At 66.3% G+C, this 23886-nt stretch carries 26 protein-coding genes; 14 read left to right on the top strand and 12 right to left on the bottom strand.

Features of this window, described 5'->3' with window-relative positions:
• Nucleotides 1-420: 420 nt before the first annotated feature.
• The 3 genes from rho to hemE form a co-directional block, all read right to left on the bottom strand.
• Complete coding sequence (gene rho, locus AC1DS0_RS29825; RefSeq protein ID WP_126114687.1) at nucleotides 421-1686, bottom strand: transcription termination factor Rho; 1266 nt, start codon at nucleotides 1684-1686, stop codon at nucleotides 421-423.
• Between the two features lie 218 nt (nucleotides 1687-1904).
• A complete protein-coding gene (hemJ, locus tag AC1DS0_RS29820) occupies nucleotides 1905-2330 on the bottom strand; it encodes a protoporphyrinogen oxidase HemJ (RefSeq protein ID WP_476817831.1) in 426 nt (141 codons plus the stop codon).
• Nucleotides 2331-2349: 19 nt separating this feature from the next.
• Nucleotides 2350-3375, bottom strand: coding sequence for a uroporphyrinogen decarboxylase (gene hemE / locus AC1DS0_RS29815; protein WP_476817830.1), 1026 nt, complete (start codon nucleotides 3373-3375; stop codon nucleotides 2350-2352).
• Nucleotides 3376-3836: 461 nt separating this feature from the next.
• On the opposite strand from hemE, the gene AC1DS0_RS29810 reads away from it, so the two are divergent.
• Genes AC1DS0_RS29810 through dnaQ form a run of 5 tightly spaced genes read left to right on the top strand, consistent with a single transcriptional unit; the run spans nucleotide 3837 to nucleotide 7484 of the window.
• On the top strand, nucleotides 3837-4667 hold the full coding sequence (locus AC1DS0_RS29810; protein ID WP_152013243.1) for a pyruvate, water dikinase regulatory protein: 831 nt from the start codon (nucleotides 3837-3839) through the stop codon (nucleotides 4665-4667).
• The gene (locus tag AC1DS0_RS29805) at nucleotides 4664-5287 is read left to right on the top strand and encodes a Maf family protein (protein WP_476817829.1); all 624 of its coding nucleotides are present in this window, start codon (nucleotides 4664-4666) and stop codon (nucleotides 5285-5287) included. The genes AC1DS0_RS29810 and AC1DS0_RS29805 overlap by 4 nt, the downstream gene beginning before the upstream one ends.
• A 20-nt stretch (nucleotides 5288-5307) precedes the next feature.
• The gene (locus tag AC1DS0_RS29800; protein WP_476817828.1) at nucleotides 5308-6141 is read left to right on the top strand and encodes a shikimate dehydrogenase; all 834 of its coding nucleotides are present in this window, start codon (nucleotides 5308-5310) and stop codon (nucleotides 6139-6141) included.
• Between the two features lie 22 nt (nucleotides 6142-6163).
• Entirely contained in the window at nucleotides 6164-6775 is a 612-nt protein-coding gene (gene coaE / locus AC1DS0_RS29795; RefSeq protein ID WP_476817827.1) for a dephospho-CoA kinase, read from the top strand.
• Between the two features lies 1 nt (nucleotide 6776).
• Nucleotides 6777-7484, top strand: coding sequence for a DNA polymerase III subunit epsilon (dnaQ, locus tag AC1DS0_RS29790; protein WP_476817826.1), 708 nt, complete (start codon nucleotides 6777-6779; stop codon nucleotides 7482-7484).
• A 122-nt stretch (nucleotides 7485-7606) separates the two neighbouring features.
• Here dnaQ and AC1DS0_RS29785 read toward each other — a convergent pair whose 3' ends face one another.
• Entirely contained in the window at nucleotides 7607-8350 is a 744-nt protein-coding gene (locus tag AC1DS0_RS29785) for a TerC family protein (RefSeq protein ID WP_291673115.1), read from the bottom strand.
• Between the two features lie 151 nt (nucleotides 8351-8501).
• Nucleotides 8502-9002: a protein-export chaperone SecB gene (secB, locus tag AC1DS0_RS29780; protein WP_476817825.1), complete on the bottom strand. Its 501-nt coding sequence runs from the start codon at nucleotides 9000-9002 to the stop codon at nucleotides 8502-8504.
• Nucleotides 9003-9244: 242 nt separating this feature from the next.
• Here secB and AC1DS0_RS29775 point away from each other — a divergent pair, with 242 nt between their 5' ends.
• From AC1DS0_RS29775 to AC1DS0_RS29755, 5 genes are read left to right on the top strand one after another with little or no spacing between them, the layout of a single operon-like run.
• Nucleotides 9245-9970, top strand: a complete 726-nt coding sequence (locus AC1DS0_RS29775) for a Tim44/TimA family putative adaptor protein (protein WP_476817824.1) — start codon at nucleotides 9245-9247, stop codon at nucleotides 9968-9970.
• Nucleotides 9967-11130, top strand: a complete 1164-nt coding sequence (gene mltA / locus AC1DS0_RS29770; RefSeq protein ID WP_476817823.1) for a murein transglycosylase A — start codon at nucleotides 9967-9969, stop codon at nucleotides 11128-11130. The genes AC1DS0_RS29775 and mltA overlap by 4 nt, the downstream gene beginning before the upstream one ends.
• 3 nt (nucleotides 11131-11133) lie before the next feature.
• Entirely contained in the window at nucleotides 11134-11691 is a 558-nt protein-coding gene (locus tag AC1DS0_RS29765; RefSeq protein WP_476817822.1) for a Smr/MutS family protein, read from the top strand.
• Nucleotides 11691-12065, top strand: a complete 375-nt coding sequence (locus tag AC1DS0_RS29760; RefSeq protein WP_476817821.1) for a helix-turn-helix domain-containing protein — start codon at nucleotides 11691-11693, stop codon at nucleotides 12063-12065. Before AC1DS0_RS29765 ends, AC1DS0_RS29760 begins: the two co-directional genes overlap by 1 nt.
• A 56-nt stretch (nucleotides 12066-12121) precedes the next feature.
• The gene (locus AC1DS0_RS29755; protein WP_476817820.1) at nucleotides 12122-13120 is read left to right on the top strand and encodes an adenosine kinase; all 999 of its coding nucleotides are present in this window, start codon (nucleotides 12122-12124) and stop codon (nucleotides 13118-13120) included.
• Between the two features lie 155 nt (nucleotides 13121-13275).
• Here AC1DS0_RS29755 and hemA read toward each other — a convergent pair whose 3' ends face one another.
• Nucleotides 13276-14487, bottom strand: a complete 1212-nt coding sequence (hemA, locus tag AC1DS0_RS29750; protein WP_476817819.1) for a 5-aminolevulinate synthase — start codon at nucleotides 14485-14487, stop codon at nucleotides 13276-13278.
• A gap of 209 nt (nucleotides 14488-14696) precedes the next feature.
• Here hemA and AC1DS0_RS29745 point away from each other — a divergent pair, with 209 nt between their 5' ends.
• Nucleotides 14697-16328 carry an HAL/PAL/TAL family ammonia-lyase gene (locus tag AC1DS0_RS29745; RefSeq protein ID WP_476817818.1) on the top strand — a complete coding sequence of 544 codons (1632 nt, stop codon included), beginning with the start codon at nucleotides 14697-14699 and terminating at the stop codon, nucleotides 16326-16328.
• A gap of 202 nt (nucleotides 16329-16530) precedes the next feature.
• On the opposite strand, the gene AC1DS0_RS29740 is transcribed toward AC1DS0_RS29745, so the two are convergent.
• The 3 genes from AC1DS0_RS29740 to rpsO form a co-directional block, all read right to left on the bottom strand.
• The gene (locus AC1DS0_RS29740) at nucleotides 16531-17163 is read right to left on the bottom strand and encodes a pyridoxamine 5'-phosphate oxidase family protein (RefSeq protein WP_476817817.1); all 633 of its coding nucleotides are present in this window, start codon (nucleotides 17161-17163) and stop codon (nucleotides 16531-16533) included.
• A gap of 129 nt (nucleotides 17164-17292) precedes the next feature.
• Entirely contained in the window at nucleotides 17293-19464 is a 2172-nt protein-coding gene (pnp, locus tag AC1DS0_RS29735; protein ID WP_476817816.1) for a polyribonucleotide nucleotidyltransferase, read from the bottom strand.
• Nucleotides 19465-19746: 282 nt separating this feature from the next.
• Nucleotides 19747-20016: a 30S ribosomal protein S15 gene (gene rpsO, locus AC1DS0_RS29730; RefSeq protein ID WP_152013229.1), complete on the bottom strand. Its 270-nt coding sequence runs from the start codon at nucleotides 20014-20016 to the stop codon at nucleotides 19747-19749.
• 256 nt (nucleotides 20017-20272) lie between these two features.
• Between rpsO and AC1DS0_RS29725 the strand changes: the two genes are divergently transcribed.
• Entirely contained in the window at nucleotides 20273-20515 is a 243-nt protein-coding gene (locus AC1DS0_RS29725; protein ID WP_476817815.1) for a hypothetical protein, read from the top strand.
• Here AC1DS0_RS29725 and AC1DS0_RS29720 read toward each other — a convergent pair whose 3' ends face one another.
• Nucleotides 20516-20887: a winged helix-turn-helix transcriptional regulator gene (locus AC1DS0_RS29720; protein WP_476817814.1), complete on the bottom strand. Its 372-nt coding sequence runs from the start codon at nucleotides 20885-20887 to the stop codon at nucleotides 20516-20518.
• 118 nt (nucleotides 20888-21005) lie between these two features.
• On the opposite strand from AC1DS0_RS29720, the gene AC1DS0_RS29715 reads away from it, so the two are divergent.
• Nucleotides 21006-21617, top strand: coding sequence for an NAD(P)-dependent oxidoreductase (locus AC1DS0_RS29715; RefSeq protein ID WP_476817813.1), 612 nt, complete (start codon nucleotides 21006-21008; stop codon nucleotides 21615-21617).
• A gap of 37 nt (nucleotides 21618-21654) precedes the next feature.
• On the opposite strand, the gene AC1DS0_RS29710 is transcribed toward AC1DS0_RS29715, so the two are convergent.
• Nucleotides 21655-22041 (bottom strand): Atu4866 domain-containing protein, encoded by a 387-nt coding sequence (locus AC1DS0_RS29710; RefSeq protein WP_152013223.1) that lies wholly within the window; start codon nucleotides 22039-22041, stop codon nucleotides 21655-21657.
• Nucleotides 22042-22342: 301 nt separating this feature from the next.
• On the opposite strand from AC1DS0_RS29710, the gene AC1DS0_RS29705 reads away from it, so the two are divergent.
• Complete coding sequence (locus AC1DS0_RS29705; RefSeq protein WP_476817812.1) at nucleotides 22343-23242, top strand: AraC family transcriptional regulator; 900 nt, start codon at nucleotides 22343-22345, stop codon at nucleotides 23240-23242.
• On the opposite strand, the gene AC1DS0_RS29700 is transcribed toward AC1DS0_RS29705, so the two are convergent.
• The coding region (locus tag AC1DS0_RS29700; protein ID WP_476817811.1) for a methyl-accepting chemotaxis protein at nucleotides 23239-23886 on the bottom strand (648 nt) is incomplete at its 5' end. The two genes, AC1DS0_RS29705 and AC1DS0_RS29700, sit on opposite strands and share 4 nt — an antisense overlap.

The following is a 23886-nucleotide window of genomic DNA, read 5'->3' as shown; positions in this document are numbered from 1 at the left end:
CATTTCCTTGCGGCCATACTCGCTCCGGCAGCGCATCCCCGACGACTCATGGCTCGATCCTCAACAATCAACGCCTACGACCTCACCCGCTACGGCGTGGAAATCGTACTCGCCGGTCCGACTCAAGAATCCTTCAGGCAGACCGCCCTGACACTACAGGATCTGACGGTGACCCCCGGTCGACTGCCCCAATCCGGATCGACTGCCGCCTGAGCATGCGGCCGATGCCTATGCCAAGCAGGCGAGGAGAGGCGCCGCCTTCGCCTGCCTGCACGGGCGCTGCCTGTCGCCCGTCACGGATCCGAATCGATTGGCCGAGGTGGTCGCGAGCGCTCGTTAGGTCGCAACCGATATCAACAACAAAAAAGGCTCCGGCATCGTGCCGGAGCCTTTCGAGATCGCCGAGGTGATGATCCCTAGTCAGGTGTTCATCGAATCGAAGAATTCGGAGTTCTGCTTGGTCTGGCGCAGCTTGTCCAAAAGGAACTCGATCGCGTCCTGCGGACCCATCGGGTTGAGGATGCGGCGCAGCACATAGGTCTTCTGCAGATCCGAGCGCGGCGTGATGAGCTCTTCCTTGCGGGTTCCCGACTTGATGATGTCGATCGCCGGGAAGATGCGCTTGTCGGCCACCTTGCGGTCGAGGATGATTTCCGAGTTACCGGTGCCCTTGAACTCCTCGAAGATGACTTCGTCCATGCGGCTGCCGGTGTCGATCAGCGCAGTCGCGACGATGGTCAGCGAGCCGCCTTCCTCGATATTGCGGGCCGCGCCGAAGAAGCGCTTCGGCCGCTGCAGGGCGTTGGCGTCGACACCGCCGGTCAGGACCTTGCCGGAGGACGGCACCACCGTGTTGTAGGCGCGGCCGAGGCGGGTGATCGAGTCGAGCAGGATGACGACGTCGCGGCCATGCTCGACCAGGCGCTTGGCCTTCTCGATCACCATCTCCGCGACCTGGACGTGGCGGGTCGCCGGCTCGTCGAAGGTCGAGGACACGACCTCGCCCTTCACCGAGCGCTGCATGTCCGTGACTTCCTCGGGCCGCTCGTCGATCAGCAGCACGATCAGATAGCACTCGGGGTGATTGGTCGTGATCGACTGTGCGATATTCTGCAGCAGCACGGTCTTGCCGGTGCGCGGCGGCGCCACGATCAGCGCGCGCTGGCCCTTGCCGATCGGCGCGACGATATCGATGACCCGCGGCGAGAAGTCCTTCTTCGTCGGGTCCTGCACCTCGAGCTTGAGCCGCTCATCGGGATAGAGCGGCGTCAGGTTGTCGAAGTGGATCTTGTGCTTGATCTTCTCCGGATCCTCGAAGTTGATCGTGTTGACCTTGAGCAGGGCGAAGTAGCGCTCGCCATCCTTCGGGCCGCGGATCGGGCCTTCGACGGTATCGCCGGTACGCAGGCCGAACTTCCGGATCTGCGAGGGCGAGACATAGATGTCGTCAGGACCCGGCAGGTAGTTCGAATCGGAGGAGCGCAGGAAGCCGAAGCCATCCTGCAGCACCTCGACGACGCCTTCGCCGAGGATTTCGGTTTCCTGAGAGGCGAGCTGCTTCAGGATGGCGAACATGAGCTCCTGCTTGCGCATGGTGCTCGCGTTCTCGACCTCCATGCCTTCAGCGAAGGTGAGCAGCTCGGTCGGCGACTTCGCCTTGAGTTCGTGGAGTTTGATTTCCCGCATGGGGTACCCGGAGTAACAGGCCCGCGATCAGGCAGGCCGGACGGCAGTGGAGGGATCGACGGGACGAAAGGCCTGAAGGCCCACTTGTCAGGAAGTCGTGTCGGCCGAGAAAGCAGCCACGGCACGAGCCGTCGACGATAAGGAAGGACGCGTACGAAAAGCGCAGAGGCTTGATAACCGCTTTCCCTGAATCGCTCAAGCGGGAAACCGCGGCGATTTCAGAACGGCTTGACGATCACCAGGATGACGATAGCCGCCATCAGCAGCGCCGGTACCTCGTTGAGGATGCGATAGAAACGCGCCGGCTTGTCGTTGCGGTCTTCGGCGAAGGCCCTGACCCTGCCGCTGAGATAGCCATGGATGCCCGAGAGGACAAGGACCAGCGCGATCTTGCCGTGCAGCCAGCCGCCCTTGAAGCCGAACGCGCTCCAGGCAAGGTAGAGCCCGAGCACCCAGGTGATGATCATCGAGGGGTTGATGATCCCCTTGAGCAGCCGGCGCTCCATGATCTTGAAGGTCTCGGACTGGATCGAGCCTATCTGCGCCTCGGCATGATAGACCATCAGCCGAGGCAGATAGAGCATCCCGGCCATCCAGGCGATCACCGCCATGACATGGAAAGCCTTGATCCATTCGTAAGCCATGGCGGTAGTCCTTCAGGCTTCAGGCGCGAACCAGTTCGACCAGCCGCTCGACATGAGCGATCGGTGTGTCCGGCAGGATGCCATGCCCTAGATTGAAGACGAAGGGACCTCCGCCGAATGCCGCACGGATCGCCTCGATCTCGCGATCGAGCTCGGTCCCGCCCGCTCGCAGCAGCTGCGGATCGAGATGACCCTGCACCGGCGCAAGCGGCTGGATCGACTCGCGCACGAAACCTCGTTCGATCTCGGTCTCGAGCCCGACAGCGTCGATGCCGGTCTCGCGGACGTAAGTCGGAATGCCGGCCCCGGCCCCGCGCGGGAAGCCGATGATCTTCGCGTGGGGGTGCCGCGCCCGAACAAGATCGACGATCCGCCGGGTCGGCTCGATGCACCAGCGCCTGAAATCCTCAGGGCCAAGCGAGCCCGCCCAGCTGTCGAAGATCTGCACGGCATCGACACCGGCATCGATCTGCGCGTTGAGATAGGCGGCGGAATTGACGACGAGCCGGTCGATCAATCTTGCGAAGAGGACAGGGTCGCGCTGGAACAGGGCCTTGGCCGGTCCCTGGTCGGGGGTGCCGCGCCCGGCGACCATATAGGTCGCGACGGTCCAGGGCGCACCACAGAAGCCGATCAGCGCAGTTCCCTTGGGAAGCGCTGCCCTCACACGCCGGACGGTCTCGTAGACCGGCGCCAGCACGTCGGGATCGATCTCCTCGCGGATCTCACCGAAGCGGGCCGCATCGGCGACCGGCTCCAGCCTCGGTCCTTCGCCCTGTGCGAACCAGAGCTTCTGCCCGAGCGCATGGGGGATCACCAGGATATCGGAGAACAGGATCGCCGCATCGAAGCCGAAACGCCTGATCGGCTGCAGGGTGACCTCGGCTGCCCATTCCGGATTGTAGCAGAGATCGAGGAAGCCCCCGGCTTTCGCGCGAAGCTCGCGATACTCCGGCAGATATCGGCCAGCCTGCCGCATCAGCCAGAGCGGAGGCTTGGGGAGGGTCTCGCCGGAGAGAGCACGCAGGAAAGTGCTTTGGGTCATGAAGCGCACCGGGCTATCCGCCCATCGTCCTAAAAGATTCTTTTATAAGAGAGTCTTCTGTTTAGACTCTTGGATGGGGGCACATAGCCCGCCCCAAGATTGTCCACAACCGGTCCACAGGCCGCACGCAAGCCAGCCGGCTGACCGATATTGGGCCGACCGGCCCTTAAGACTTTCTTAACGAATTGGATTTTGCTTCGGGGCGCGGCCTGGCGCCGCGTCCAAAAATGATTCACGTGAAACATCCGGATTCAGCCCACAGGCCGATGCCTGTTGAGGCTTTGGCCGGGTTATCCCGAGCCGTCGAGACGGATTCCTGGAAGCGCCGGGTTATCCCCAGTTGTCCCAGCTATGTGAATCAGTGGTCCGCCGGCGACTGAAGGATCGAAAAGGGATTCCCAGGCCGGCGGAACAGCTCTAGAGCTGAGCCGAAGAAGAGGCCGGCAGGGGCGACGGAAACCGTGGCGCGCAACTATTTTCACCTGCATCTGGTCTCCGACGCGACCGGCGAGACGCTGATCGCCGTCAGCCGCGCCGCTGCGGCACAATACGAAGCGGTTTCCGCAATCGAACATGTCTACCCGCTGGTCCGATCAGAGAACCAGTTGTCGCGTGTGCTCGCCGAGATCGAAACCTCTCCCGGCGTGGTTCTCTATACGCTGGTCGAGCCGGAATGGGCGGAGCGTCTGGAGAGCTTCTGCCGCGACATAGGCTGCCCCTGCCTGTCGGTACTGCAACCGGTGCTGTCGCTGTTCCAGTCCTATCTCGGCCAGGCTTCCGCACCCCGGCCGGGCGCACAGCATATGCTCAATGCCGAGTATTTCCGCCGCATCGATGCGATGAATTACACGCTGATGCATGATGACGGGCAGCTCGGCGGCGATATCGAGAATGCCGATGTCGTCCTCGTCGGCATCAGCCGGACCTCGAAGACGCCGACCAGCATCTATCTCGCCAATCGCGGTATCAAGACCGCCAACATCCCGCTTGTGCCGAATGTACCGCTCCCGGTCGAGCTCGACGGCCTGAAGAAGCCGCTGATCGTCGGCCTCGTCGCCAGCGCCGAGCGGATCATCCAGATCCGCCAGAACCGCCTGTTGTCGCTGAAGGCTGATGACGAGACGCCTTATGTCGATCCGGATGCGGTCGCGGACGAGATTACCCAGTCGCGCCGGCTTTGCGCCCGCCGGGGCTGGCCGGTGATCGATGTCACGCGTCGCTCGATCGAGGAGACCGCCGCCGCGATCCTCGACCTGCTGCGCGACCACCGCATGAAGTTCATCGCGACGTGACCGGGCAGGCGACATTCTGGCGCGGCGATGCGCCGCTCATCCTCGCTTCCGGGAGCACCACACGGCTGCAGCTGCTCGAAGCGGCAGAGCTTCCGGTCGAGGTGATCAGGCCGGATGTCGACGAACGTGCCATCGAGGCCGATTTCCTCGCTATGGGCGGTCCACCTGCCGGCGTCGCTACGGCGCTGGCGGATGCCAAAGCCCTGTCGGTCTCGCCGCAGCATCCCGGCCGCGCCGTTCTTGCCGCCGACCAGATGCTGGTCTGCGAGGGTCGCCCGTTCCACAAGCCCGAAGGCACGGCAGCGGCCGAGCGGCAGATCACCATGCTCGCCGGTCGCAAGCACGAACTCACCTCGGCCTTCACCCTGGCTCGCGATGGCAAGATCATCGGCCGCGGCGCCAGCAGCGCGGTGCTCGTCATGCGCCCGCTGACCTCCGGCTTCATCAGGGATTACGTCGCACTGGCTGGCGAGGCGGCGACCACCAGCGTCGGTGGCTATCAGCTCGAAGGCCTCGGCATCCACCTGTTCGAGGCGATCGAGGGCGATCATTCGACCATCCTCGGCCTGCCGATGCTGAGCCTGCTCGCCACGCTGCGCGAGCTTGACCTCGTCGCATGATCCTTAGCTCCACGACTGCCATGACCAGACGCTGCTTCATCATCGGACATCCCGTCGCGCATTCGCGCTCGCCGCTGATCCACGGTCACTGGCTCGCCGAGCATGGCCTTGCCGGCAGCTATGAGCGCGTCGATGTTCCGCCGGCCGAAGTGCCGGGCTTCATCGCCGGGCTGCGCGCCGGCGAGTTCGTCGGTGGCAATGTCACCGTGCCGAACAAGGAAGTCGTACTGCCCCTGCTCGACGTGGCCAGCGATACGGCGCGGGCGATGGGCGCGGCCAACACACTCTGGATGGACGGCGGCAGGCTCCACGGCGACAACACCGACGCCTATGGCTTCCTGGCTCATCTCGACGCCTGCGTGCCCGATTGGGCCGGGCGGAGCGGCACGGCGCTCATTCTCGGCGCCGGCGGCGCGGCGCGCGCCGTGATCCATGGCCTCGTCGAACGCGGCGTTGGCCGCATCCTGCTGGTCAATCGCAGCCCGGAGCGTGCGGTCGAGCTGGCAGCTTCGTTTCCGCGAACGGTCGCAGCCCGGCCCTGGCACGACGTCGCCCAGCTCGTCGGCGAGAGCGACCTGATCGTCAACACCACCTCGCTCGGCATGCATGGCCAGCCGCCGCTGGAGATCGACCTCTCCGCTTTGCGCCCTGGCACGATCGTCGACGACATCGTCTATGTTCCGCTGGAGACGCCGCTGCTTGCCGAGGCGCGGCGTCGCGGCGGCCTCCCGGTCGACGGTCTCGGCATGCTGCTGCACCAGGCGGTCCCGGGCTTCGAGCGCTGGTTCGGCGTCCGCCCGCAAGTGACGCCGGAGCTGCGGGCGAAGCTCGAAGTCGACATTCCCCGCGTGTGAGCGCGATGGCGGAGGCGCTGCAATGACCTTCCTGCTTGGCCTCACCGGCTCGATCGGCATGGGCAAGTCGACGACCTCGGCGATGTTCCGTGCCGCTGGCGTACCCGTCCACGACGCTGACCAGGCGGTGCACGATCTCTATGCCGGCGCGGCGGCGCCGCAGATCGAGGCGGCTTTCCCGGGAACGACGGCGAATGGCGTCGTCGATCGGGCCAAGCTCTCCGCCGCCGTGATTGGCCAGCCCGAGGCGCTGGCGAAGCTCGAGGCGATCGTCCATCCGCTGGTGCGCGCCGAGGAGCAGGCCTTCCTGGCACGCGCTCGCAAGAGCGGCGCAACCGTCGCCGTGCTCGACGTGCCGCTATTGCTGGAGACCGGCGGAGAGGTGCGCTGCGATGCCGTCGTCGTCGTCACCGCTCCGGCCGAGGTGCAACGCAAGCGCGTCCTCTCCCGCTCCGGCATGAGCGAGGAGAAGCTCGCCGCAATCCTTGCCCGCCAGATGGCGGATGCTGAGAAGCGCCGCCGCGCCCACTTCCTTGTGGACACCTCACGCGGGCTCGTGGCCGCCGAGCACCAGGTCCGCTCTATCCTGAATGCCGTCGCCGGCCGCTTCGGCCGGACGCAAAGGGCGGGCTGATATGCGCGAGATCGTTCTCGACACGGAAACCACCGGCGTCGAACCGCTGAAAGGCGATCGCATCGTCGAGATCGGCTGCGTCGAGCTGGTCAATCATTGCCCGACCGGCCGCAACTACCATGTCTACATCAACCCCGAGCGCGACATGCCGGATGGCGCCTTCCGGGTGCACGGGCTGTCCGCGGCCTTCCTCTCCGACAAGCCGGTCTTCGCCACCATAGCCGGCGAGTTCGCCGCCTTCATCGCGGATGCCAAGCTGGTCATCCATAACGCCGCCTTCGACGTCGGCTTCATCAACATGGAGTTCGGCCGGCTCGGCCTGCCTGCGATCGTGCCGGCGCTTGTGGTCGACACGCTCGCCATGGCCCGCCGCAAGCATCCTGGCGCCAGCAACAGCCTGGACGCGCTCTGCTCGCGCTATGGCATCGACAACAGCCGCCGTACCAAGCACGGCGCGCTGCTCGATTCCGAGATCCTGGCCGAGGTCTATATCGAGCTGATCGGTGGCAAGCAGACGAGCCTTGGTTTCGGCGGCGCTGTTGCCGGCAAGGCGGGCGCCGGGCTTGCGGTCGCGATCGAGCGCCCGGTGCGCCAGCGGGCGCTCGCGCCGCGGCTGACGCTTGAGGAAAGAGCGGCCCATGAGGCCTTCGTGATGAAGCTCAAGGGGCCGCTCTGGCGCGGTTATCTCGGCGTGCCCGAGGAAGCCTGACACAGAACGTCATTCTCGGGCGAAGCGCAGCGCAGATCCGAGAATCTCTCGACGAGAAGGCTGTTCAGCGCCTCCCCTGCACGAGATGCTCAGGTCGAGCCCAAGCATGACGGTCGCGCTTGCTACTCGCCCTGTTTCCGGCTCGCCCGGCGCGACATCATGTTGAGGCCCTCGATCAGGGCCGAGAAGGCCATGGCGGCGTAGATGTAGCCCTTCGGGATATGGGCGCCGAAGCCTTCGCCGATCAGCGTGCCGCCGATCATCAGGAGGAAGCCGAGCGCCAGCATCACGATCGTCGGGTTCTTGTCGATGAAGCGCGCCAGCGGGTCGGCGGCGAGCAGCATCACCGCGACGGCGACGACGACGGCAATCACCATCACCGGGATATGCTCGGTCATGCCGACGGCGGTGATGATGCTGTCGATCGAGAAGACGAGGTCGAGCAGCAGGATCTGGAAGATCACGCCGCCAAAGGTCACGGCCGCGGCCGCACTGCCGTCGAACATGTCGGGCCCGTGATCCGGATCGACCTTGTGATGGATCTCCTTCGTCGCCTTCCAGACCAGGAACAGGCCGCCGGCGATCAGGATGATGTCGCGCCAGGAGAAGGCCTTGCCGAGGACCGAGAACACCGGCGCGGTCAGCTGCACGATGAAAGCGACGGTCGAGAGCAGGCCGAGGCGCAGGATCAGTGCCAGGCCTATGCCGATCCGCCGGCCGCGCGAGCGCTGATGCTCGGGCAGTTTGTTGGTCAGGATCGAGATGAAGATGAGGTTGTCGATACCGAGGACGACCTCCATGGCGATCAGGGCGCCGAGCGCCACCCAGACTGCTGGGTCGGCGGCGAGCGTCATAAGGGAATCCATGGAAGTCGTGTACCTCGCGGGAACGGCGCGCCGGAATGGCAGCCTCTGGCCCGCGGGAGATGGAAACGCCCGGGCGATTTACAACGGCCAGCCCAACAAAAAAGAGCCCCTGAGGGCTCTTTCCTGTCGAATTCGCGATTTCGGCCTTGGTTCAGGCGTTCGGCGTGCCCTGCTGCGCCTGCATCTCCTCGAGGCGCTGGCGGTAGAGCTGGGCGAAATCGATCGGGTCGATATAGAGCGGCGGGAAGCCGCCATTGCGGACGGCTTCGGCGACGATCGCCCGGGCGAACGGGAAGAGCAGGCGCGGGCAGTCGATCATCACGACCGCATGCAGCTGCTCCTGCGGCACGCCGAGGATGCGGAAGACGCCGGCATAGCTGAGCTCGAACGCGAACAGCGTCTCGTCGTTCAGGGTCGCCTTGCCTTCGAGCGTCAGGATCGTCTCGACGTCGTTCTCGCCGAGCGCGTTGGCGTGGACGTTGACCTGAAGGCCGATCTGCGGCCCGCCCTGCTGTTGCTGCTGGGTCAGTGAGCGCGGAGCATTGGGGTTCTCGAAGGAGAGGTCCTTGATGTACTGGACCAGCGTGTTGAGGCTGGGCCCCTGCTGGTCGGCGGCGGCGCCGTTGCCGTTTTCGTTGGCCATGGGTCCCATCATCATTGTCTAGAAAACCATCGGGAAATTCCGTGCCGTGGCCGGAATTGCCCGGCAAGGCGGCGGCGCCGGGCTCGCGTCGGCTATCATGGCGGCGGGGCCGGCACAAGCGACGCGCGCTTTCGCGCCCTTGTCGCCTCCGGGGGTGGATGTTACGAGCCTCCCTCACCATATCCGTTCGATGACGGGCGACGACGTACGCCTGCGCGGGAACGAGTTTTCGAGGTTCGGATCAGCCGGCGATGCAGAATTTCGATATGACGACCCTGGTCTTCCTGGCCCTGGCCGTTTTCGTCGCCTGGAAACTGCGCTCGGTTCTGGGCCAGAAGACCGGGCACGAGAAGCCGCCGGCCGACCCGTTCGCGCGCCGCGAGACCCCGCCGCTGCGCCCGGATCAGCCCGGCAATGGCGAGAGACGCGACAATGTCGTCCGTTTGCCGGGCGCCGCCAACGACGCAGCGGCTGCCCCCGTGGCCGATGCCGAGCGCTGGAAGGACATTGCCGAGCCGGGCTCAGCCATCGCTGTCGGCCTCGACGCCATCCTCCGCCAGGAACCGCGCTTCGACGCGCCCGGCTTCCTCATCGGCGCGAAATCGGCCTATGAGACCATCGTCACCGCCTTCGCCCGCGGCGACCGCAAGGCCTTGAAGGGCCTGCTCGCCAAGGAAGTCTATGACGGCTTCGAGCAGGCGATCGCCGAGCGCGAGAAGCGCGGCGAGAAGGCCGAGTCCAACTTCGTCTCGATCGACAAGGCCGAGATCGTCGCCGTCGACGTCAAGGGCAAGGCCGCCCAGGTCACCATCGCCTTCGTCTCGCAATTGATCAGCGCGGTCCGCGATGCGCAGGGCAACGTCGTCGACGGCAGCGCCGAGGCGGTCTCCGAGGTCAACGACGTCTGGACCTTCGCGCGCCAGCTCGGTAGCCGCGATCCGAACTGGCTGCTGGTCGCCACCGAATCGGCCGCGTGATCCGTGTCGTCGGTCTCGTTCTGGGGCTGCTGGCCGCAGGTGTATCGATGACCGGCGCACAAGCCTCTCCCCCATCTCTGCCGCAGGGCGCCCGGGTCGAATCCGTGGCGCCCGCTTCGCTTGCCGGCTGGAGCGCCGACGACCAACTCGCTGTGCTGCGCCTGTTCGCGCAGGGCTGCGAGACCGATCCGCCGCTGCGGCAGGGCGCGCCTGCGCCTGCGGCCCTGCCGGCGTTATGCACCAAGGCTGCGGGCCTGCTCGCCGCGGGCGATGTGAGCCCGGATGTGGCCCGCAGCTTCTTCGCGGACAATTTCGCCTTCTGGCGCATCCGTCCTGCCGGCGCCGAACACGGCTTCATGACCGGCTATTTCGAGCCGGAATTCGAGGGCTCGCTCGCCCGCTCCGACGCCTTCCCGACGCCGCTCTATGGCCGCCCGGCCGATCTCGTGACCAGGATGCCGGGCGATGACTGGTCCGGTCTCGATCCGGCGCTGACCTCGGCGCGCCGGACGGCCAAGGGGCTGGAGCCCTTCCCGGATCGCGCCGCGATCAAGGAAGGCGCGCTCGCCGGCCAGGGGCTCGAGATCCTCTTCATGCGCGATCCCGTCGATCGCTTCGTTCTGCAGGTCCAGGGCTCGGGCCGGATCCGCCTGCCTGACGGCAAGGTGACGCGCCTGGTCTATGCCGGGCGCAACGGCCACCCCTACACCTCGCTCGGCCGCGAGCTCAGCCGGCGCGAAAACATCCCGCCCGAGCAGATGACGATGGACAAGCTGATCGCCCGGCTGAAGGCCGATGCCGGCTTTGCCCGCGACCTCATCCGGCTCAACCGCTCCTTCGTCTTCTATGCCCGCAACGACGATCTTCCGCCCGGTTCGGGCCCGATCGGCGGGGCCGGCCTGCCGCTGACGCCGCTGCGCAGCGTCGCGGTCGACCGCTCGCTCTGGCCTTATGGCATGCCGGCCTGGATCGAGACCGAGATCCCCGACGGCAAGGGAGGCAGCGAGAAACTGGCCCGGCTCATGCTGGCGCAGGATACCGGCACCGCGATCGTCGGCCCGGCGCGGATCGATCTCTTCGTCGGCTCCGGTGCGGAAGCGGGGCATCGTGCCGGCCTGATCCGGCATCCCGTCGATTTCGTCGTGCTTTGGCCGCGCTGAGCCATGCGCCGGCGCGGCAAGCTTCTTTCCGAGGCGGAACTCGCACTCTGGCGCCAGGTCGCGCGCACGGTGAAGCCGCTGGCCGGCCGTGCGCCGGTCGAGCCTGAACCGGAAGCAGCACAGGCCAAACCCGCTCCGATTGCGGAGAACGCTTCGCCTCCAGCGATGCTGACACCAGCCCGGCCTACCAAGCCGGCACCGCCCCCATTGGTGCCGCTGGAACGGCGCATGCGCACGCAATTGCGCCGCGGCCAGCAGGGCGTCGAGGCTGTCATCGACCTGCACGGCCTGCGCCAGGACGAGGCGCATTCGGCCTTGCGCGGCTTCCTGCGCTTGCAGCAGCAGCGCGGCGCCAAGCTCGTGCTGGTGGTGACCGGCAAGGGCATAGCCGGCGATGTTCCTTATGGCGAGGAACGCGGGATCCTGCGCCGCAATGTGCCGCATTGGCTGCGCTTGCCCGATCTGCGTCCGCTGGTGCTCGGCTTCGACGAGGCCGAGCAGCGCCATGGTGGCACCGGGGCGCTCTATATCCGCCTGCGCCGCAGCCGGGAGCTCGACTGATGACCCCCTTCGGCCGCCGCGTCCGTGAATTGCGCGCCGCCCGCGGCGTCACACTGGCGCAGATGGCGCAGGCGCTCGGCGTCACCCCGGCCTATCTTTCGGCGCTGGAGCACGGCAAGCGCGGCCAACCCACCTTCACCCTGATCCAGAGCGCAATCCATCATCTCGGCGTGATCTGGGACGAGGCCGACGAATTGATCCGCCTCGCCGAGCTCTCCCATCCGCGCATCGTCATCGACACCGCCGGCCTCGAACCCGAGGCAACCCTGTTCGCCAATCGCCTTGCCCATGAGGTACAGTGGCTCGGCCCGTCGGACCTGGCGGCACTGATCTCGATCCTCGACAGTGCCGCGCGCCGGCGCGGAAGCGCTTGACCTGACCTGCCGGCAATGCAACACGCCGCCATCCTCCCGCCATTACGGATCGTTTCATGACCTCCAAGCGCTATGACGTGCTCGCCTTGGGCAATGCCATCGTCGACGTCTTCGCTTCGGCGGAGGAAGACTTCCTGATGAAGTACGAGCTGGTCAAAGGCTCGATGGCGCTGATCGACGAGCCGCGGGCCGAGCTGCTCTATGGCGCGATGGGTCCGGGCAAGGTGGTCTCGGGTGGCTCGGCCGCCAACACCATCGCGGGCCTCGCCTCCTTCGGTGGCAAGGGCGCCTTCATCGGCAAGGTCAAGGCCGACGAGCTCGGCAAGCTCTACCGTCACGACCTGACCTCGCTCGGCGTCGCCTTTGATACTGCCGCGGCGAATGAGGGCCCGGCGACGGCACGCTCCTTCATCATCGTCACGCCCGATGGCGAGCGCACGATGAACACCTATCTCGGCGCCTGCCAGGGCCTGTCCCCGGCCGATGTCGATCCGGCCACGGTCGAGAACGCCGACATCGTCTATCTCGAAGGCTATCTCTGGGATCCGCCGGCGGCCAAGGACGCCTTCCGCAAGGCCTCGGAGCTCGCCCACAAGGCCGGCGGCCGCGTCGCGATCACCTTGTCCGACTCGTTCTGTGTCGACCGTTATCGCGACGAGTTCCTCGGCCTGATCCGCAATGGCCTGGTCGACCTCGTCTTCGCCAATGAGCATGAGTTGAAGAGCCTCTACCAGAGCGCCGATTTCGACACGGCGCTGGCGGCGCTGCGGGCCGAGAACGTCCTTGCGGTCATCACCCGCTCGGAGAACGGCGCGCTGGCGCTGACGCCGGACGGCGTCGTGGCCGAGCCGGTCTTCCCGATCGAGCGCGTCGTCGATGCGACCGGCGCCGGCGATCTCTTCGCCGCCGGCTTCCTGCATGGCCTGACCTCCGGCCGCGAGGCCCGCGACTGCCTGCGCCTCGGCGCGCTCGCTGCCGCCGAGGTCATCAGTCATGTCGGCGCGCGCCCGGACGTCAATCTGAAGACGCTTGCCGGCAATAACGGTCTGCTCTGAGCACTCCACCGTCATTCCGGGGCAGGCCGCAGGCCTGAGCCCGGAACCGATGCCCTGTTCAAAGAAGCCTGCACACGGCAGCGCTATCACTGCAACCGTATCGGTTCTGGGTTCCGGGCTCGACGCTACGCGTCGCCCCGGAAAGACGGCAGCGCTCAAGCCGCCCGCTTCAGCCCCACCGCGCTCCAGATCTCGCTGAGCGCGCCGACTAGCGTGGCGATGTCCTCATCCGAATGCAGTGGCGTCGGCGTGATCCGCAAGCGCTCGGTGCCGCGCGCCACGGTCGGGTAGTTGATCGGCTGGACGTAGATCGCAAAGCGCTCCAGCAATTCGTCGCTGATCCGCTTGCACAGCGCGGCGTCGCCGACCATCACCGGCACGATATGGCTGGGATTGGCGAGATGCTGGATACCGGCCTGGTCGAGCTGCCCACGCAGCTTGCGGACCCGGTCCTGCTGCCCCTCGCGCTCGGCCGAACTCGTCTTGAGATGTCGGATCGCCGCGAGCGCACCGGCGGCGAGCGCTGGCGGCAGCGAGCTCGAGAAGATGAAGCCGGAGGCGAAGCTGCGGATGAAGTCGCAGAGCGCCGCAGAGCCGGTGACATAGCCGCCCATCACGCCGAAGGATTTCGCCAGCGTGCCCTCGATCAGGTCGAGCCGATGGGTCAGCCCGTCGCGCTCGCTGACGCCGCCGCCGCGAGCGCCGTAGAGCCCGACGGCATGGACCTCGTCGACATAGGTCAGCGCCCCGAATTCCTCGGCGAGATCGCAGAATTCGGTGATCGGCGCGATGTCGCCATCCATCGAATAGACCGATTCGAAGGCGATCAGCTTCGGCCGTGCCGGATCGATCATCTGCAACTTGCGGCGCAGATCCTGCGCGTCGTTATGGGCGAAGATCAACTTCTCGGCCCGTGAATGCCGGATGCCCTCGATCATCGAGGCATGATTCGCGGCATCGGTCAGCACGACGCAGCCGGGAATGCGCGCGGCCAGCGTCGAGAGCGAGGCCCAGTTCGACATGTAGCCGGAGTTGAACAGCAGCGCCGCCTCCTTGCCGTGCAGGTCGGCGAGCTCATGCTCCAGCAGGACATGATAGTGGTTGGTTCCGGCGATGTTGCGGGTGCCGCCGGCACCGGCGCCGCAGGCATCGAGCGCCTCGCGCATCGCGGCGAGGACGGCAGGATGCTGGCCCATGCCGAGATAATCGTTCGAGCACCAGACGGTGACCTCGCGCGGCCCGTCCGGACCGTGGAAGGCGGCGCGGGGAAAGCGGCCGGCGCGGCGTTCGAGATCGGCGAAGACGCGGTAGCGGCCCTCGGCCTTGAGGCCGTCGAGCTCGCTGCGGAAAAAGGCCTCGAAATCCATTGGGCAGCCTCCTGGCGCCACCTTTGAGGGATTCCAAGCACAGGGTAAAGGCGCGCCGATGTCGCGCCGCTGCAGGGCCGTGGCGGATCGATGCCAGGGCCGGCCGCGCCGCATCGTGCAAGGTGCTTTTCGTTTCCGGCAGGGAATGGGCCTTTCCCTTTGGCACGCCGGGCCTTTAGATCGTCGGCAAAGCTGACGAGGAACAGGCCATGGCGGTAACGATCGACGGACGGACCCTGAAGGGCAGGCAGGTGCTGCGCGTGGCCCGGCCGGGTGCCTCCGGCCGCTATGAGAAGGCGACGCTGGCCAAGTCGGCGCGCGAGGCGATCGCGGCGACGCGCGCCCATATCGACGCCAATTTCATGAACGACGAAGCTCCGTTCATGTACTCCTTCAACACCGGCGTCGGCCTGTTCAAAGACCAGCGCGTGCTGATGTCGGAGATGACCCAATATCAGCGCAAGAGCGTCTACGCCCACGCCACAGGCATCGGCGAGCCCTTCGCGGAGGATGTGACGCGCGCCACCATGCTGCTGCGCGCCAATGCCTTCGCCTCGAACTATTCCGGCCCGCAGGTCGCCTTGGTCGAGCGCCTGCTCGCCTGCCTCAATGCCGGCATCCACCCGGTGATCCCGCAGAAGGGCTCGGTCGGCGCTTCCGGCGACCTTGCCCCGCTCGCTCATATGTCGGCCGCGGTCTGCGGCTTCGAGGAGGCGGAGGCGTTCTACAAGGGCAAGCGGATGAAGGCCCGCGAGGCCCTGGCCAAGGCTGGGCTCGAGCCCGATTTCAAGCTCGGCGCCAAGGATGCCTCGGCCCTGATCAACGGTTCGACGGTGTCGCTGGCGCTCGGTGTGCTCGCGACTGAAGACGCCAAGCGTCTGATCAAGGCCGCCGATATCGGCCTTGCTCTCTCGCTCGAAGCCATGCGCGGCGAGCTCGCCGCTTTTGATCCGCGCGTCCATGCTGCCCGCCCGCATCCCGGCCAGGCGCTGGTGGCGCGCAACCTGCTCAAGATCACGCAAGGGTCGAAGCGCTGCTCGGCCTCGGCCCGCGAGACGATCTATCCCGACGAGATCGGCCGCACGCCAGGCAAGCCGCCGGCGCCGCGCGTCCAGGACGTCTATTCGCTGCGCTGCGCCCCGCAGGTGCATGGCCCGGCTCGCGAGGCGCTCGATTATGTCTCGCGCATCATCGCGACCGAGACCAATTCGGCGACCGACAATCCGCTGATCTTCCCCGAGGATGACGGCTACCGCGTCATCTCCGGCGGCCATTTCCACGGCCAGTATGTCGCGCAGGCGATGGACCTGCTCGCCATCGCCATGACCGATCTCGGCTCGATCTGCGAGCGCCGCCTCGCCCGGCTGGTCGACCCGACCATGAGCTACGGCTTGCCGCGCAACCTGCTCGCCGGCAAGCGCGGCCTCAATACCGGTTTCGCCACCGTGCAATGCTCGATGTCGGCGCTGGTGATGGAGAACCGCACGCTGTCCTCGCCCGGCTCGGTCGATTCGATCCCCGGCAAGTCCAACGCCGAGGACCATGTCTCGAACTCGACCTGGTGCGGTCGCAAGGCGCGCACCGTCGTCGAGAATGTCGAGATGATCATCGCCGCCGAGATCCTGATGGCCTGCCAGGCGCTCTCGCTGATCGCCGAGACGGCCAAGGCCCATCCACTCGGCAAGGGCACGCAGGCGGCGCTCGACGCGCTGCGCGAGACGATCCCGCCGGCGCTCGACGGCGACCGCTGGTACGCCGCCGAGATGAACCAGGCGACAACGCTGGTCCGCTCCGGCGCGATCGTCGAGGCGGTCGAGGCGGCGGTGGGGGGACTGGAGTGAGGCTCTGGAGAACCCCTCTCCTGGAAGGAGAGGGGCAGGGGTGAGGTGTTCGGATTGGAAACGTGAGCTTGAACCGGACTGCGCGGTCAGGGCTCACGGCGCTGGTCGGATAGCCTACACCTCACCCTACCCTCTCCTTACAGGAGAGGGTTCCCGCGCTTGCTGGTCACGGTGGGGGCGTTCCGCCCGAGACTGACGGCTCTCAGTACAACGTCGCCCTGACCCGCTCAGGCAGCGCTTTGTCATAGGCCTCGCCGTCGAAGGCCTCCGCGGCCGCCCGTGCCGAGATGTCGCGCAGGATCGTGCCCGCGCTCGGCAGGGAGCGCTTGTCGACCTGCGCCGCCGGGTTCCAGAGGTCGGCGCGCACCACCGCCCGCGAGCACTGGAAGTAGGCGGCTTCGACGGTGACGACGATCACGCAGGCCGGCAGCTTGCCCGCCATGTCGAAGCGCGCACACAGTTCGGGATCGGTCGAGAGCACTGCGGTGCCGTTCACGCGCAGGGTTTCGCCGTAACCGGGAATCAGGAAGAGCATTCCGATTCGATTGTCGGACAGAAGATTATTCAATGAATCCAGACGGTTATTGCCTCTTCGGTCCGGAATCAGCAGCGTTTTCGCGTCGCTCGCGGTGACAAAGCCCGGCAGATCCCCGCGCGGTGAGCAATCCAGGCCATCAGGACCATTGGTCGCGAGCACGAAAAACGGCGAGGCCGCGATCAGCGCGCCGTAGTTGGCGTCGATGTGATCGATCTCCTTGATGACCGAGGCCGGTGCGGCCGGGTTCGGATAGAGCACGGCAAGCTGTTCGGGCGAGGTTATGCGATGCGCGGTCATGCTAGCCTCCGGAGACAATAAGTCTAGACTATTCTTTCTCGCTGCGTTGCACCAGAGGGACCCCCAAAAGAAAACGCCCCGCACCATCAGGTGCGGGGCGTCTGATTCACGTGAAACGCAGATCGCGGATCAGTCTTCCGCGCCCTGACGCTCGCGGGACTTCTCGGCGTCGCGCTCGGCCTTCAGCTTCTCGGTGATGTCCTCGCCGGTGGTCTGGTCGACCACCTTCATCGACAGGCGCACCTTGCCGCGCTCGTCCATGCCGAGGAACTTGACCTTGACCTTGTCGCCTTCCTTGACGACGTCCTGCACCTTCTGGACTCGGCGCGGGGCCAGCTCCGAGATGTGGACGAGACCGTCCTTGGCGCCGAAGAAGTTCACGAAGGCGCCGAACTCCATGACCTTCACGACGGAGCCGTCATAGATCATGCCCGGCTCGGCCTCGGAGACGATCGACTTGATCCACTTGATCGCCGCTTCGATCGACTTGCCGTCGGCCGAGGCGATCTTGATGGTGCCGTCGTCCTCGATGTTGACCTTGGCGCCGGTCTTCTCGACGATCTCGCGGATGACCTTGCCGCCCGAACCGATGACTTCGCGGATCTTGTCGACCGGGATCTTCATCGTCTCGATGCGCGGCGCATACTCGCCGAGCTGGCCACGCGAGGCCGACAGCGCCTTGTTCATCTCGCCGAGGATGTGATCACGGCCGCCCTTGGCCTGGTCGAGGGCGACCTTCATGATCTCCTCGGTGATGCCGGCGATCTTGATGTCCATCTGCAGCGAGGTGATGCCCTCGGCGGTGCCGGCGACCTTGAAGTCCATATCGCCGAGATGGTCCTCGTCACCGAGGATGTCGGAGAGCACCGCGAAGCGCTCGCCTTCCAGGATCAGGCCCATGGCGATGCCCGCGACCGGCGCCTTCAGCGGCACGCCGGCATCCATCAGCGCCAGCGAGGTGCCGCAGACGGTGGCCATCGACGAGGAGCCGTTCGACTCGGTGATCTCCGAGACGACGCGGATCGTGTAGGGGAACTCCGACTTCGCCGGCAGCATCGGGCGAATGGCGCGCCAGGCGAGCTTGCCATGGCCGATTTCGCGACGGCCGGGCGAACCCATGCGGCCAGCTTCACCCACCGAATAGGGGGGGAAGTTGTAGTGCAGCAGGAAGGTCTCCTTGTAGGTGCCTTCCAGCGAGTCGATGAACTGCTCGTCATCGCCGGTGCCGAGCGTGGTCACGACCAGCGCCTGGGTCTCGCCGCGGGTGAACAGCGCCGAACCGTGGGTGCGCGGCAGGATGCCGGCTTCCGAGACGATCTTGCGCACCGTCTTCAGGTCGCGGCCGTCGATGCGGACGCCGTCGTCGAGGATGGTCCAGCGCACGACCTTGGCCTGCGCTTCCTTGAACTGGCCGCCGACCTGCTCCTTGGTGAAGGTGGTCTTGCCGTCCGGCGTCTCGGAGACGAGCGCCTGAACCTTGGCCTTGGCGGCGTCGAGAGCCTTGTAGCGCTCGGCCTTGGTGGTGATCTTGTAGGCGGCGCGGATATCCGCATCGACCAGCTTGAGCACGGCTTCGAGCACGACGGAGTTGTCGGCCGGCACGTAGTCGCGCGGCTCCTTGGCGGCCTTCTCGGCCAGGCGGATGATGGCGTCGATCACCGGCTGGAAGTGCTTGTGGCCGAACATCACGGCGCCGAGCATGATCTCCTCGGAGAGCTGCTTGGCCTCCGACTCGACCATCAGGACGGCGTCGGGCGTGCCGGCGACGACGAGGTCGAGCTGCGATTCCTTGATCTCGTCGACCAGCGGGTTGAGCTTGTAGGCGCCGTCGAAATAGCCGACGCGGGCAGCGCCGACCGGGCCCATGAACGGCACGCCGGACAGCGTCAGCGCGGCGGAGGCCGCAACCATGGCGACGATGTCGGGGTCGTTCTCGAGGTCATGCTGCAGCACGGTGCAGACGACCTGCGTCTCGTTGCGATAGCCTTCGACGAAGAGCGGGCGGATCGGCCGGTCGATCAGGCGGGAGACCAGCGTCTCCTTCTCGGTCGGGCGTCCCTCGCGCTTGAAATAGCCGCCGGGAATGCGGCCGGCGGCAAAGGTCTTTTCCTGGTAGTTCACGGTCAGCGGGAAGAAGTCGATCCCGGCCTTGGGCGATTTGGCGGAGACGACGGTCGCGAGCACGACGGTCTCGCCATAGGTGGCGAGCACGGCGGCATCAGCCTGGCGGGCGATCTTGCCGGTTTCGAGCACGAGCTTGCGCCCGCCCCAGATCAGCTCTTCGGTCTGTACATCGAACATGGATATGTCTTTCGGTCGGATGCGATCCGTCCGGCGTCGATCGTGCCCATGGGCAAGACGGCGAAACGTCCGGGAGGTGCTTGCAGGAAGCGCGCCCGGGCGCTCGGCGATCCTGCCATGGACGTCACTGACGCCGGCGGATCATGCGGGAAGCCGCCCCATGCGGTTGCCGCACTGGAATGGGAGGTCGCGTCATTGCGGCACTCCCGGAATGAGGCCGATGACACGGCCTCTAGCAGAACCGCCCGGAGCAGCGAGGCACCGGGCGGAATTCCGTCTCGATCAGCGGCGGATGCCGAGCTTCTCGATCAGCGTCTTGTAGCGCGCCTCTTCCTTGCCCCTGAGGTAGTCGAGCAGGGAGCGGCGCTGCGAGACCAGCTTGAGCAGGCCGCGACGCGAGTGGTTGTCCTTGGTGTGGGACTTGAAGTGGCCGGTCAGGTTGTTGATGCGCTCGGTGAGGATCGCAACCTGGACTTCCGGCGAGCCGGTGTCGTTCGGCTTGGTGGCGTGTTCCTTGATGAGCGCGGTCTTGCGCTCGGCAGTGATCGACATCGTCATGTCCTTTGGTTCGGGTGTTGATCTGGCGGGCCAGGCCGGGATGTCGTCCAGCAAGGTCCGAAGCCCGCATCCGCTTCATCGCGGAAGGGATGCGCAGCCGGCTGTCGAGCCGGTTGCCCGGGCATATACACGAAATCTGGCGAAACGCTAGGGTGCTGCATCGCAGCACGGGGAAAGCGTAGCTTCCGGAACCTCCGTTGGCTCCGCAGGTTGACTTGCCCCAGGTTTCCAAACCCGGGAGTCGCGTATCATGCCCGCTCTGCCGAAGGACCGCCTCATCGCCGCGCTCGGCGCCCAGCTCCGGGCCGAGCGCGAGACACGTGCCGCGCTCCGCGACGTGATCGCCAATGGCCAGCTCGACCGCGAGGTCCTGCTCGCCATCCTCTCAGATCCCGTGCCGGTCGTGACCTGCGACGAGATCGTCCGGGCCGAAGCCTGGCTGCGGGGCCTGCCACCAGCCTTCCCGCCTCGTCCTGCGCTCAAGGCAGCCTGATCAGGCGGCGATCTCACCACGATCATAGCGGCGCTGCGCCGCCTCGATCTCGCCGATATGAGCCTCCGCCCATTGCGTCAGCGCCGCGACCGTGCCGGCGAGCGTGCGCCCGAGCGGTGTCAGCGAATATTCGACCGTGACCGGCACGGTCGGGAAGGCCCGGCGCGAGATCAGCCCGTCCCGCTCCAGGCTCTTCAGCGTCTGAGACAGCATCTTCTGCGAGATGGAGTCGATCCGCCGGCGCAATTCGTTGAAGCGCAATGTCTCCTGCTCCAGCAGGATCAGCACCAGAACCGCCCATTTGTCGCCGATGCGGTCGAGCACCTGCCGCGTCGGGCAGCGCGCGTTGAAGGCGTCGGGGCGGTGAAGCATGGCGGTTTCCAGCAGGTGACCTTGTGGCGTTAAAGTGCCTTCTTGAGAGAAAGTCGCATGGCTGCCATCTGGTGTCTATTGGGATGTAGGTTCCCACCAGATACTGGGGAAGATCACCATGAAGATTGCTCTCATCGGCGCCACCGGCTTCATCGGCTCGCGCCTGCTCGCCGAGCTGACCAGCCGCGGCCACCAGGTCACCGCCATCGTCCGCAATCCCGAGAAGGTGCCGCAGGGCGCCGGTATCGTGGCAAAGAAGGGCGATGTCTACGACAAGGACGGGCTCGCGGCCCTGCTTGCCGGCCATGACGCGGCGATCAGCGCCGTGCACTACACCGCCAGCGATCCGGCGGTTCTGCTCGCGGCGGTGAAGCAGTCCGGCGTGAAGCGCTATCTCGTCGTCGGCGGCGCCGGCAGCCTCGAGGTCGCGCCGGGCGTGAAGCTGTTCGACACCAAGGAATTCCCGGCGATCTATCTCGACGAGGCCAGGAAGGGTGGCGCCTATCTTGATCAGCTGAAGGGCGAGAGCGACCTCGACTGGACCTTCCTCTCACCCTCCGCCTTGATCGAGCCGGGCGTGCGCACCGGCCAGTTCCGGCTCGGCAAGGACCAGCTCCTGGTCGACGGCAAGGGCCAGAGCCGGATCTCGGCCGAGGACTATGCCGTTGCCTTGGTCGATGAGCTGGAGAAGCCGGCGCATACGCGCCAGCGCTTTACGGTCGGCTACTGAGACGGGACCTAGCGTCCCGTCTCAGCATCGCGTGAGATTACCGGTCAGATTGAATCAGTCTGGCCGGGTCCAGCTGCAGGGTCCGGCGGAAGCGCTTCTCGCCAAAGGCGAGCTGGCCGCGGCGCAGTTCGCCGCTCCAGACATGGCCGGCGTCGCTCTCGAAATAGAGCTGCGACGCATCCACCTCGTAGCGGCCGCCATGACCCGGCGCCTGATCGCGCTGCTTACCGAAGCGGCCATTGGGACGAAGATCGAGCCGGATGGCGCCGTCTTCGCTGACCCAGCGGCCGAGCACGGCGAGCTCGGCCTTCGTCAGCGGCTCCGGAAGCTCGAGATCGATCTCGAGCGGACGAACCGACGGCTTGGCCGGCACGATGATCGACGCGATCGCGCCGAGCGACTGGAAGACCTGGTTGAAGGGCATGATGATCTCCTTTCGTTCAGGCTGTTGGGCGGTGCAGATAGCGCCGCCTTTGACAGGAATATGTCAGTAGCAACCGGCTCGGGGCGCCAGGGCATTCCGCTCCTGGGTCCGTTGGTCGACGACGCTGCCGGTATGCTGGGACAATGCACCGGTGCGGCCGGAGAGCGGTAGACCGATCCGCCGCGATCATTGCCTGATCCTCCAGCACTGCAGCCCACCCATGGCAAAGCCCCGCCACTTCCTTATATGGAACTCCAGGCATCCGGGTCGGCTTCCAGCGACCTGCCAAGGAGGTCGGCACATGTCCCAGGTCGAGGAACTCGCCAGTTTGATCGCGCGCTTTGCGCCGAGTGACGGCGTCCACCAGACCGCGATCCCGCGCTTGAAGGTCGTCCGTCTCTCGCAACCCAGCGAGCCGATGCACGGCCTGCACGAGCCGGCGCTCTGCATCATCGCCCAGGGCGCCAAGCAGGTGATCCTGGGCGACCAGATCTATCGCTACGACGCCGCCCATTGCCTCGTCGTCTCGCTCGACCTGCCGGTCATCGGCCAGGTGATCGAGGCGACGCCGGAAGAGCCCTATCTCTGCGTCAAGCTCGAGCTCGATCCGGCCGCCATCGGCGCTCTGATGCTGGAAGCGCCGCCGCTCACCGAGCGGGAATTGTCATCCGGCCCGGGTCTGACGGTCGGTCCGATGACGCCGGCCTTGCGCGACGCCGTGATCAGGCTGACCGGCTTGCTGAAGGCTCCAGCAGACATTGCGGTGCTCGCGCCGCTGGTCGAGCGCGAAATCCTCTATCGCCTGCTGACAGGAGAGCAGGCGGCGCGCCTGCGCCAGATCGCGGTGGCGGAGAGCAAGCTGCAGCAGGTCAATCGCGCCATCGCCTGGATCAAACGCAATTACCGCAGCCCCTTCAGCGTCGAGATCGTCGCGGCGGAGGCACGGATGAGCCCTTCGGCGCTGCACCAGCATTTCAAGGCGGTGACGGCGATGAGCCCGCTGCAATACCAGAAGCAACTGCGACTGCAGGAAGCGCGGCGGCTGATCCTGGCCAGGGCGCATGACGCTGCCTCGGCCGGATTCCAGGTCGGCTATGAGAGCCCCTCGCAGTTCAGCCGGGAATATAGTCGCCTGTTCGGTGCCCCGCCGCTGCGCGACGTCGCGCGCCTGCGCGGCTCCTCGGCGGCCGACGCCGCCTAGAACTCTTCCCATCCGGTCTCGTTTGCGCGCCCGTTTGCGGCCTTGCGGGTCTGGGCTGGAGCGCGCTGGGGCGCAGCGGCCTTGCTCTGGGCGAAGGCGGCCTCGGCGAGTTGGCGCAGGCGCTCCGGCTCGGGCGCCTGGCCGCTGCTGCGATGGGTAGGGCCAGCAGCATGCGGCGCGATGCCGGCGGGGCGTGCGGGCGCGCGCATCGCAGGCATCGCAGCAGATCTGGCAGCCGGGCGCGTCCCGGGGCCGGCGAAGGCCGGCGCAGGCGCCATCACGCCCTGTGTCGCGTTCCCGGTGCGGAAGCTCGCCACCAGCGTGTTGAGCTCGCCGATCCGGCCCGCCAGCGCCCCGGCCGAGGCGGCGCTCTGTTCGGCCAGCGCCGCGTTGGCCTGCGTCATCTCATCGAGATGGGCGACCGCCTGACTCATCTCCTCGATGCCGTTCGCCTGCTCGCCCGCCGCTGCCGAGATCTCCTGGATCGTGCCGGTGACCTTCTGCGAGGCCGCCAGGATCGTCTCCAGCGACTCGCCGGCCCGGCGCACCAGCTTCACCCCGGCCTCGACCTCGGCATTGGAGGACGAGATCAGCGTCGAGATGTCCTTGGCCGCATCGCCCGAGCGCTGTGCCAGGGTGCGCAC

The organism is Allobosea sp. P4_H5 (genome assembly GCF_056400825.1).
Note: the sequence above shows the minus strand (reverse complement) of the source record. Positions and strands in the feature narration are given on the sequence as shown.